10 protein-coding genes are annotated in these 8,788 nt (G+C 54.0%); 9 read left to right on the top strand and 1 reads right to left on the bottom strand.

Going from position 1 to position 8,788, the window contains the following annotated elements; all coding sequences use genetic code 11:
* Positions 1–2 precede the first annotated feature (2 nt).
* The 8 genes from ACP5OT_RS08575 (at position 3) to ACP5OT_RS08610 (ending at position 6,599) form a co-directional block, all read left to right on the top strand.
* Positions 3–608, top strand: coding sequence for a c-type cytochrome (locus ACP5OT_RS08575; protein ID WP_428131918.1), 606 nt, complete (start codon positions 3–5; stop codon positions 606–608).
* Positions 609–632: 24 nt separating this feature from the next.
* Positions 633–1,295 carry a cytochrome c3 family protein gene (locus ACP5OT_RS08580; RefSeq protein ID WP_424675727.1) on the top strand — a complete coding sequence of 221 codons (663 nt, stop codon included), beginning with the start codon at positions 633–635 and terminating at the stop codon, positions 1,293–1,295.
* Positions 1,296–1,308: 13 nt separating this feature from the next.
* Complete coding sequence (locus ACP5OT_RS08585) at positions 1,309–1,713, top strand: hypothetical protein (protein ID WP_424675728.1); 405 nt, start codon at positions 1,309–1,311, stop codon at positions 1,711–1,713.
* Positions 1,714–1,745: 32 nt separating this feature from the next.
* On the top strand, positions 1,746–2,585 hold the full coding sequence (locus ACP5OT_RS08590; protein WP_428131921.1) for an SCO family protein: 840 nt from the start codon (positions 1,746–1,748) through the stop codon (positions 2,583–2,585).
* Between the two features lie 44 nt (positions 2,586–2,629).
* Positions 2,630–3,622 carry a cytochrome c oxidase subunit II gene (gene coxB / locus ACP5OT_RS08595; protein ID WP_424675730.1) on the top strand — a complete coding sequence of 331 codons (993 nt, stop codon included), beginning with the start codon at positions 2,630–2,632 and terminating at the stop codon, positions 3,620–3,622.
* A gap of 2 nt (positions 3,623–3,624) precedes the next feature.
* Complete coding sequence (gene ctaD, locus ACP5OT_RS08600) at positions 3,625–5,283, top strand: cytochrome c oxidase subunit I (RefSeq protein WP_424675731.1); 1,659 nt, start codon at positions 3,625–3,627, stop codon at positions 5,281–5,283.
* A 161-nt stretch (positions 5,284–5,444) separates the two neighbouring features.
* Entirely contained in the window at positions 5,445–6,224 is a 780-nt protein-coding gene (locus tag ACP5OT_RS08605; protein WP_424675732.1) for a cytochrome c oxidase subunit 3, read from the top strand.
* A 9-nt stretch (positions 6,225–6,233) separates the two neighbouring features.
* A complete protein-coding gene (locus ACP5OT_RS08610; RefSeq protein ID WP_424675733.1) occupies positions 6,234–6,599 on the top strand; it encodes a cytochrome C oxidase subunit IV family protein in 366 nt (121 codons plus the stop codon).
* A gap of 65 nt (positions 6,600–6,664) precedes the next feature.
* Here the strand turns inward: ACP5OT_RS08610 and ACP5OT_RS08615 are convergent, their stop codons facing one another.
* Positions 6,665–7,348: an HAD family hydrolase gene (locus tag ACP5OT_RS08615; protein ID WP_428131923.1), complete on the bottom strand. Its 684-nt coding sequence runs from the start codon at positions 7,346–7,348 to the stop codon at positions 6,665–6,667.
* Between the two features lie 368 nt (positions 7,349–7,716).
* Here ACP5OT_RS08615 and ACP5OT_RS08620 point away from each other — a divergent pair, with 368 nt between their 5' ends.
* Positions 7,717–8,694, top strand: a complete 978-nt coding sequence (locus ACP5OT_RS08620; protein WP_424675735.1) for an N-acetyltransferase family protein — start codon at positions 7,717–7,719, stop codon at positions 8,692–8,694.
* Positions 8,695–8,788: the final 94 nt, after the last annotated feature.

The following is an 8,788-nucleotide window of genomic DNA, read 5'->3' on the forward strand; positions in this document are numbered from 1 at the left end:
GTATGGTGCAATCTGTTCGCAAATCGATCGTGACCCGCGTGGTGCGGCTGGCGTGGCTGCCGCTCTGCCTGTTGCTGGTCGCCTGTCACGTTGATATGTACGATCAGCCTAAGTATAAGCCGAACGCGGTAAGTAACTTTTTTCCTGATGGCCGTGCTATGCAGCCACCACCGGCCAATACCGTACCACTCAACAGCTACAACCCGGATTCACCGCTCATGACCGGGCGGATCGATGGTCAGTTGGCCGATCAGTTGCCACCCGAACTAAAACTCGATGCTGCGTTGTTTGCCCATGGTCAATCGCGTTACAACGCCTTCTGTGCCCCGTGCCATGGGTTAGTCGGTGATGGTCAAGGAGTCATCGCCTACCGCGGTCCGATCACCGTACCGAGTTTTCATAACGACCGGTTGCGTAATGTACAGATCGGTTATTTCTTTGACGTGATCACGAACGGTATCGGCAAAATGTACAGCTATGCGGCGCGCATCCCACCTGAGGATCGCTGGGCGATTGCCGCGTATGTGCGGGCGTTGCAATTGAGCCAGAATGCCGATGTCGCCTTGTTAAGTGAGGCTGAGCTACAGCAAGTCAAAGCCGGCCGCTAGGCTAGAGAGCGAGAGACGCGACGTATGTCTGCCCAAATCTTTCCGCGTAATGCAAATGCAATCTTTCTGGCCAGCCTCTTTGGCCTTGTGATGCTGGTGATCGGTGTTATTGCCGCCATGGTCGGTTTTTACCTCTCACCATGGTATACTGATGTTGGTGTTGCGAAAGCCCAGCCGGTTCCGTTTAGCCACAAGCATCACGTCAGTGAGTTGAAGATCGACTGTCGCTATTGTCATGCGACGGTTGAGAAGGCAGCTCACGCCGGTTTCCCGGCTACCGAGACGTGTATGTCGTGCCACTCACAAGTGTGGACGACTAGCCCGTTGCTTGAAGTCGTGCGTACCAGTTATCAGACTGGTGAGCCGGTCGTGTGGAACCGCATCTACGATCTGCCCGACTTCGTCTATTTCAACCATTCGGTGCATATCGCCAAAGGTATCGGTTGTAGTTCGTGCCACGGTCGGATCGATCAGCAGCAGTTGGCGGCTAAAGCACAGCCTCTCTACATGGGCTGGTGTCTCGGTTGTCACCGCGCTCCCGAAAACTTTATTCGCCCTCGCGAAGAAGTTTTCAATATGGAGTGGGACGTGAATTCGTTGTCGTTGGCTCAGCGGCAACAACTGGTGATCGAATACCAGATCCCAACCGATGGCCGTTTGACTAACTGTTTTGTCTGCCACCGCTAGAAGAGAGGTGATTATGAGTCACGCTCATGCCCATAGTGAAGGCCCGTCAGCCGAGAGTCTGGCGCTCAATCATGAAGTGAGCGATGCGCGCTCGACACCGGTCATTTGGGGTCTTGGCATCGTGTTTGGTACGTTGCTGCTCGCCTTTGTTCTGATGGGTCTAGTGCTGGCTCTGACGTCCGGCTCGATTACCGATGCGAGTAATACCCTGAGGAACGACGAAGTGACGCAGTTGCAGTTACCACCGGCGCCCCGGCTCGAGCAGAATCCACGAGTTGATGGTGACCGGATTATCACCGAAGCGAAGGAACGGCTTGAAAGTTACGGTTGGGTGAATGAGCGAGCTGGTCGGGCACATATTCCTATCGAGCGGGCAATGGAACTCTTGCTCGAGCACGGTCTCGGTGCCGGAAAGTAACCCGCTTTTAGGCTAGATTGTGAGTTGGTGTTATGAGACGCTGGATCTCGCTAGCGCTGCTCGGATGGCTGAGTATGTTGTTCCTAGCACCCGTCACTGTACTGGCGCAAGGAAGCAAATCAAATCCGGCTGATGGGGTAGCGTTTGAGCAACGTATGGGTGAGCAAGTACCTCTTGACGCCGTCTTTATTGACGAGCAAGGGTATGAAGTGCGGCTCGGTCAGTTTTTCCGCTCTGGGCTGCCGGTTGTCCTCGTCATGAGCTACTATGAATGCCCGATGCTCTGCTCGTTTGTACGCGAAGGCGTGTTATCGGCGTTGCAACAGGTATCGTTAACAGCCGGGCGAGATTTTCAGGTGGTCAATATTAGTATCGACCCGCTTGAGACACCAATGATGGCCAGCGGGGTCAAGACGCTAACCTTGCAGCGTTATGGACGGGCCGGGGCGGAAGATGGTTGGCATTTTCTGACCGGGAGCGAAGAGCAGATCCGGCGTGTAGCCGATGCGATTGGTTTTAAGTACGTTTACGACGAGACGATTGACCAGTATGCGCATGCGGCCGGGTTTGTCGTACTGACACCGGAAGGAAAGACGTCTCGCTACTTTTTTGGGATTGAGTTTAACGTATCTGATGTGCGATTAGGCATAGTAGAAGCTTCATCCGGTAAGGTTGGTACGCCACTTGATCAGTTCTTGTTGCTCTGTTATCAGTACAATCCGATCACCGGTAAATATACACCGGCGATCATGACGATACTCCGTATTGTCGGTGTGCTCACTGTGATTGGAATCATTATCCTGATCGTAACGTTGAGTCGCTCGACTCCCGGTGGTAATCTACCGCCGCCGCGTGAGTCGGTGCCAGCCTAGCAGTAGTAGCGTCGGGGCCGCTGCGCCCCCAGATAGGACGAAGTATGCGCGATTTTCCGTTATTTCCCGATCAGGCGTCAACCTTTGCAACACAGGTTGACCAGCTCTACTTCTTTCTGGTGGCCCTGAGTCTACTGTTTGCCGGTGTGCTGCCGTTTGTCATTCTCTACCTGATTGTTCGCTATCATCGCAGTCAGAAAGTCGATCGCAGTAATCCGGTCCACTCGAATCTGAAACTGGAATTGACCTGGACCTTGATCCCACTGGCGCTGGTGATGCTGGTTTTCTTTTGGGGTGCGTTTTTATACGTGCAGATGCGTACCTTACCAGACCGCACCCTCGATGTCTACGTGATTGGCAAGCAGTGGATGTGGCATGTACAGCATCCGAACGGTAAGCGTGAGAACAATGAGTTGCACGTTCCGGTTGGTCAGCCGGTGAAGCTGATTATGACCTCACAAGATGTCATTCACAGCTTCTACATCCCGGCATTCCGTGTGAAACAAGATGTTCTGCCCGGACGCTACACAGTTATGTGGTTTGAGGCGACCAAGCCCGGTGAATACCATCTGTTCTGCGCCGAGTATTGTGGCACAGAGCACTCGCTCATGATCGGACGGGTGGTAGCTTTACCACTGGCCGATTACGAGCGTTGGCTGGCAACACCTGGCCCGGTGGTACTGCCTGATGGTACGATTGATACCGGTCAACCGGTGGTTGCGGTAACACCTGGCAATCCGATGGCAGCGGCGGGTGGTCAACTCTTCACCAGTCTTGGCTGCGCCGGATGTCATGTGATGGCCGGTGGTGGTGTGGGACCGAGCTTGCAAGGTCTCTACGGCGCGACCGAGAAATTGGCCGATGGTTCGACAGTTGTGGCTGATGAGAACTACTTGCGTGAGTCGATCCTCAACCCGAATGCGAAGATCGTTGCCGGCTATGCTGCTGTGATGCCGTCGTACCAAGGGCAGATTAGTGAAGATCAGCTTAACCAACTGATCGAGTATATTAAGTCACTCGCCAATACGGGGAATTGAGTATGAGCACTGTTTCACTTCCACAGACCAGCTACATCCGCGATACCTCACGGACTTTCACCGATTGGTTGAAGTCGTGGTTGTTGACGGTTGACCACAAGCGGATCGCCATCCTGTACCTGTTGTCGATCAACTTCTTTTTCCTCCTTGGCGGGTTGGCGGCGACATTAGTGCGGGTGGAGTTGATTACGCCGCAAGGTGATCTGATGTCGTCGGATGTCTATAATCGCGCCTTTACGCTGCACGGCGTGATTATGGTCTTCTTCTTCCTCATCCCGTCGATTCCGGCAGTGCTGGGTAACTTCTTGGTGCCGTTGATGATTGGCGCTCGCGATCTGGCCTTCCCGCGCCTCAACTTACTCAGTTGGTACTTGTACATGATCGGTGGCATCTTTGCCCTGATTGCGGCCGTCTTTGGCGGTGTTGATACCGGCTGGACGTTCTATACGCCATTTAGCTCGACCTACTCTAACTCCAACGTGGTGATGACGATCACCGGTGCGTTCATTATGGGCTTTTCGTCCATCCTGACCGGTTTGAATTTCATTGTTACCATCCATAAGATGCGCGCGCCCGGTCTGACGTGGTTCCGTCTACCGCTCTTTATTTGGGCCAACTACGCAACCAGTATCATTCAGATTCTGGCTACGCCAGTGTTGGGTATTGCACTGTTGCTGGTTGTGGTCGAACGGGTGTGGGGAGTTGGTGTTTTTGACCCGGCGCTCGGTGGCGATCCATTACTCTTCCAGCACCTGTTCTGGTTCTATTCGCACCCGGCGGTCTACATTATGATCTTGCCGGCGATGGGTGTTATCAGCGAGCTGATTAGCACTTTCTCGCGTAAGCGCATTTTCGGTTACGAATTCATTGCCTTCTCGAGCATTGCCATCGCGATCCTTGGCTTCCTTGTCTGGGGTCACCACATGTTTGTGAGCAGCCAGTCGGTGTACGCTGGACTGATCTTCTCTTTCATCACGATGCTGGTGGCGATCCCGTCAGCGATTAAGGTCTTTAACTGGACAGCAACCCTCTATAAGGGTTCGATTAGCTACCGAACGCCGATGCTCTACGCGCTCGGGTTTATCGGTTTATTCGTGATCGGTGGCCTAACCGGAATTTTCCTCGGTGTAACGGCGGTTGATCTCCACGTGACCGATACCTACTTCGTGGTGGCCCACTTCCACTACGTGATGGTGGGTGGGACGATTATGGCCTACTTGGGTGGTATCCACTTCTGGTGGCCGAAGATGACCGGTCGCATGTATAATGAAACGTGGGGTAGTATTGCCGCGTTGATCATCTTCGTTGGCTTCAACATGACCTTCTTCCCGCAGTTTATCCTCGGTTATCTGGGGATGCCGCGTCGCTACCACGTGTACCCACCGGAGTTTCAGATCCTGCACGTGATGAGTACGGCAGGGGCGAGTATTCTGGCGATTGGCTTTATCATACCGCTGATTTATCTCGGCATATCGTTGCGGAAGGGACGGATTGCCGGGGATAATCCGTGGGGAGCAACCGGCTTGGAGTGGAAGACATCGTCGCCACCGCCTACATTCAATTTCGATAAGACGCCAATCGTTACCGAAGAAGCCTATTCGTATCCACCAGATGCTGCCGAGCGTGATGCGGCGTCGTGGCGCCCTGGTTCGCCGCTGTAGTGCAGGCGGACTGCTGAGCAGAATGGCTTAGCGCGCTGCACCCCGTATAGCGTGCTCGTACATAACGGTTTGTGCGTTTGGTAAGCAAATATGGTGCATACGGTGTGAACGCACCGTTACCGATTTCGCTACGTTGGCAATTGGACGCAGAGGAGAGAGCGTTGGCAACGATCACACACGAAGAGGCGCATGTACACACACACAGCCACGGCCCCGAACTGCAACATCAGTTCGAGACGCCGGAGCAGCAGAAAGAGGCTGCTACGTTAGGCATGTGGGCCTTTCTCGTCACCGAAATAATGCTCTTCGGTGGTATCTTCATGGCCTACATCGTCTACCGTTGGGCTTTCCCTGAAGCATGGGAAGAGGCGGCAGCGCTGCTCAATACTCCGTTAGCTGCCGTCAATACAGTCGTTCTCCTAGTCAGTTCGTTGACGGTGGCACTGGCTGTCAATGCTGCCGAGGAAGGTAATAAGCGGCGACTGTTGACAATGCTGGTGTTGACGATGTTGCTCGGCGTAACCTTCCTTGTAATCAAGGGGTATGAGTACAGTGAGAAGTTTGCTCACTGCGCCGGCGCGAAAGATCCGATCAGTTGGATTACCGGTAGTGACTTACACGAGAGCCATGAATGTTTGGTGCCGGGTCGCGGGTTCATGTTTCCTGCCGAGCATGGTGCGTCGAGTGGCGGCCATGGCGCGACTGCAACCGGTCTGATGCAGTCCGGTCACCAACTTTTCTTCTTGTTGTACTTCTGCGCAACCGGCTTACACGCGATCCATATGTTCATTGGCTTGGGTGTGATGGGTACCATTACAGCTATGGCTTTGCGTAACAAGTTCTCGCCAACCTACTACACACCGGTTGAGATCGGTGGTTTGTATTGGCACCTGATCGATATTATTTGGGTTTTTCTCTTCCCACTTTTCTATCTGGTTTAGGAGGTCGGGATGGCCGAGCATCATGCACATTCGCACACGCATTACCACGGCGCTGGACATGCCCATATTTCGCGCGGTACTTACTATCGCGTCTTTGTAGCGCTGATGGTGCTCATGGTGTTGACTGTCGTAGCGTGGTGGGTTGAGAAGAATCTGATCACGATGCCGGGTTGGTTGGCCGTCACGATTGCGATGTCGATTGCTATTGCCAAGACGGTCTTGATCGTGATCTATTTTATGCATGTGAAAGTGAGTAGCCGGATCACACAGATTTATGCAGCAGGTGCGTTTGTCTGGCTATTGATCCTCTTCCTTATTACCATGGGGGATTATATTGCTCGTGGTTGGCCGCCACAGCCGGGGCCGTTACCGTAAGTTCTGACGATACATCGCCTAATCGAGAGGAGCAGGCTTAACGCCTGCCCTTTTTGTTGTCACCTTTACCCAAATATTGTTAACAACGCGGCAAGACTGGTCTGGGCAAGGCTGGGTAGGATAAGGTCGGCTGGCGGGAGGGGAATCTGCCGCGATACTGCGCCGGGTACAGCTACGACGGGGCAGCCGGCTGCGCGGGCGGCAAGGATACCGTTGGGCGAATCTTCTAGTACGAGACAGGCACTGGGTGGCACGCCGAGCCGGGTTGCTGCCGTCAAGAAAAGATCGGGTGCCGGTTTGGTCGCTGCGACATCATCAGCCGTTACGATTGCGGTAAAGGCGTGGTATACGTCGAGGCGGCGGAGCCAGCCTTCGACCCAACGCCGACTACTGCTACTGGCAACGGCGCACGGCAGACCGGCGGTATGTGCTTCGGCTAATAGTCCGGCTACACCGGGTAGGAGTGGTTGATCGGCGCTGAGAGCGTCTTTACGGGCTTGCCGACGGGCTAAAATAAGGTCACGCTCGGCAATAAGTTGTTCGGCTAGAAGAGGATCACGTTCCTGCACCAAAGCAACCAGATGGGCGTGGGCATCGAAGCCGGCATTGGCGCCAAGGGTAGTTGCCCAGTCATAGACGCTAAGTGTGACGCCGTACTCGGCATAGATCTCTTGCCAACTGTGCAGAGCTGGGGTTTCGGTATCGACCATCAGGCCGTCGAAATCGAAGATGAGGGCACGGATGGGCATGCGTTGGTTCCTTCGCAGATGGTGGGGCAAAGTGAACGGGTTGGCGTAGGTCGCTCACCTACGAACGCCACTCTTTGCCCTAATGCGATAAGCCATTGTCTCTCTTCGTTGGTTCCGTAACGGGTGACGTTTACGGAAAATTGTCTCACCGTTATCATACCATAGCCTTACATAATGATAGTGTTTGTAGGATTAGCGCACTGACCAGACCACAATGGTGAATGAGACATTGACTATCCTCTAGGGTCTCTCTACGTTCATAGCCATCTTCGCCAGAAACTGGCAATTGCATCTCTAGTCTGATGGCAAAGAGGTGGCGAGAAGATATGATCAACTGAGCGAGATCTGTTCCCAGAGGAGCGACGATCATGAGTAAGTTTGTTGAAATAGTACGGGTGCGACCGTTTGAGCACGATGACTCCGATTATGCTGCACTCGTGGCGATCGCCAACGCAGTGTTCCCCGATAATCACGAAACGGTCGACGAGATACGGCATTGGGATACAACTCGTCCTGCTCATTGCGTTCAGAGACGGTGGTTGGCCGAAGTGGATGGTACGATTGTAGCGGCGGCTGAGTATTTTCAACCCGCGTGGATGTACCACCCGCGCAAATTTTTCGTCAATGTGGCAGTGTTGCCGGTATGGCAGGGGCAAGGAATTGGTAGCTATTGTTATGATAAACTGATGCGCGACCTTACGGTGCAGTATCAGCCGTCGGAAGTACGGGCGAACTGCCGCGAAGATCAAACTCGCAGTGTGCGATTTCTCGCCGATCGGGGTTTTCGTGAAGAGATGCGGACGTGGGAATCGCGGCTCGATTTGCGCACGTTTGACCCAACCCCGTATGTTGATGCATTGGCGCGAGTCAGAGAACAAGGCTTCACTATCTGTACTTTGCGCGAGTGGCTTCACCGCTTGCCCGATGCTCGGCAGCGGCTCTATGAAGCAATGACAGAGATGCGCACTGATGTGCCTCAACCTGAACCGTTCACACCGGTTGATTTTGCGACGTGGGAACAGTCGGTATTGGGTAATCCGCATCTCTACCCAGAGGGGTACTTTCTGGCACTCGATGGTGATGAGATTGTAGCGACGAGCCAGCTCTGGAAGTATGCCGAACCTGACGTGTTGATGACAGGCATTACCGCTACCCGCCGGCGTTACCGGCGACGTGGACTGGCACTGGCGTTGAAGGTGCATGCACTGGCGTTTGCGAAGGCTGCCGGCTACCGCGAAGTACGTACTTACAACGCTACTACCAATCGGGCAATGTTGAGCATTAACGAGACGTTGGGCTTCGTCAAGCAACCGGCGTGGATTGAGTTTGTGAAGGTTATAGGGTGACGTTGGGGGAGTGTAGTATTGTGAGAACACACCGGCAGTGTGCCCTGGCGAGAACTCAACGCAAAGGCGCCAAGAGCGCCGAGGACGTAGCGAT

Source organism: Chloroflexus sp., from assembly GCF_049970315.1.
Taxonomy (GTDB): domain Bacteria; phylum Chloroflexota; class Chloroflexia; order Chloroflexales; family Chloroflexaceae; genus Chloroflexus.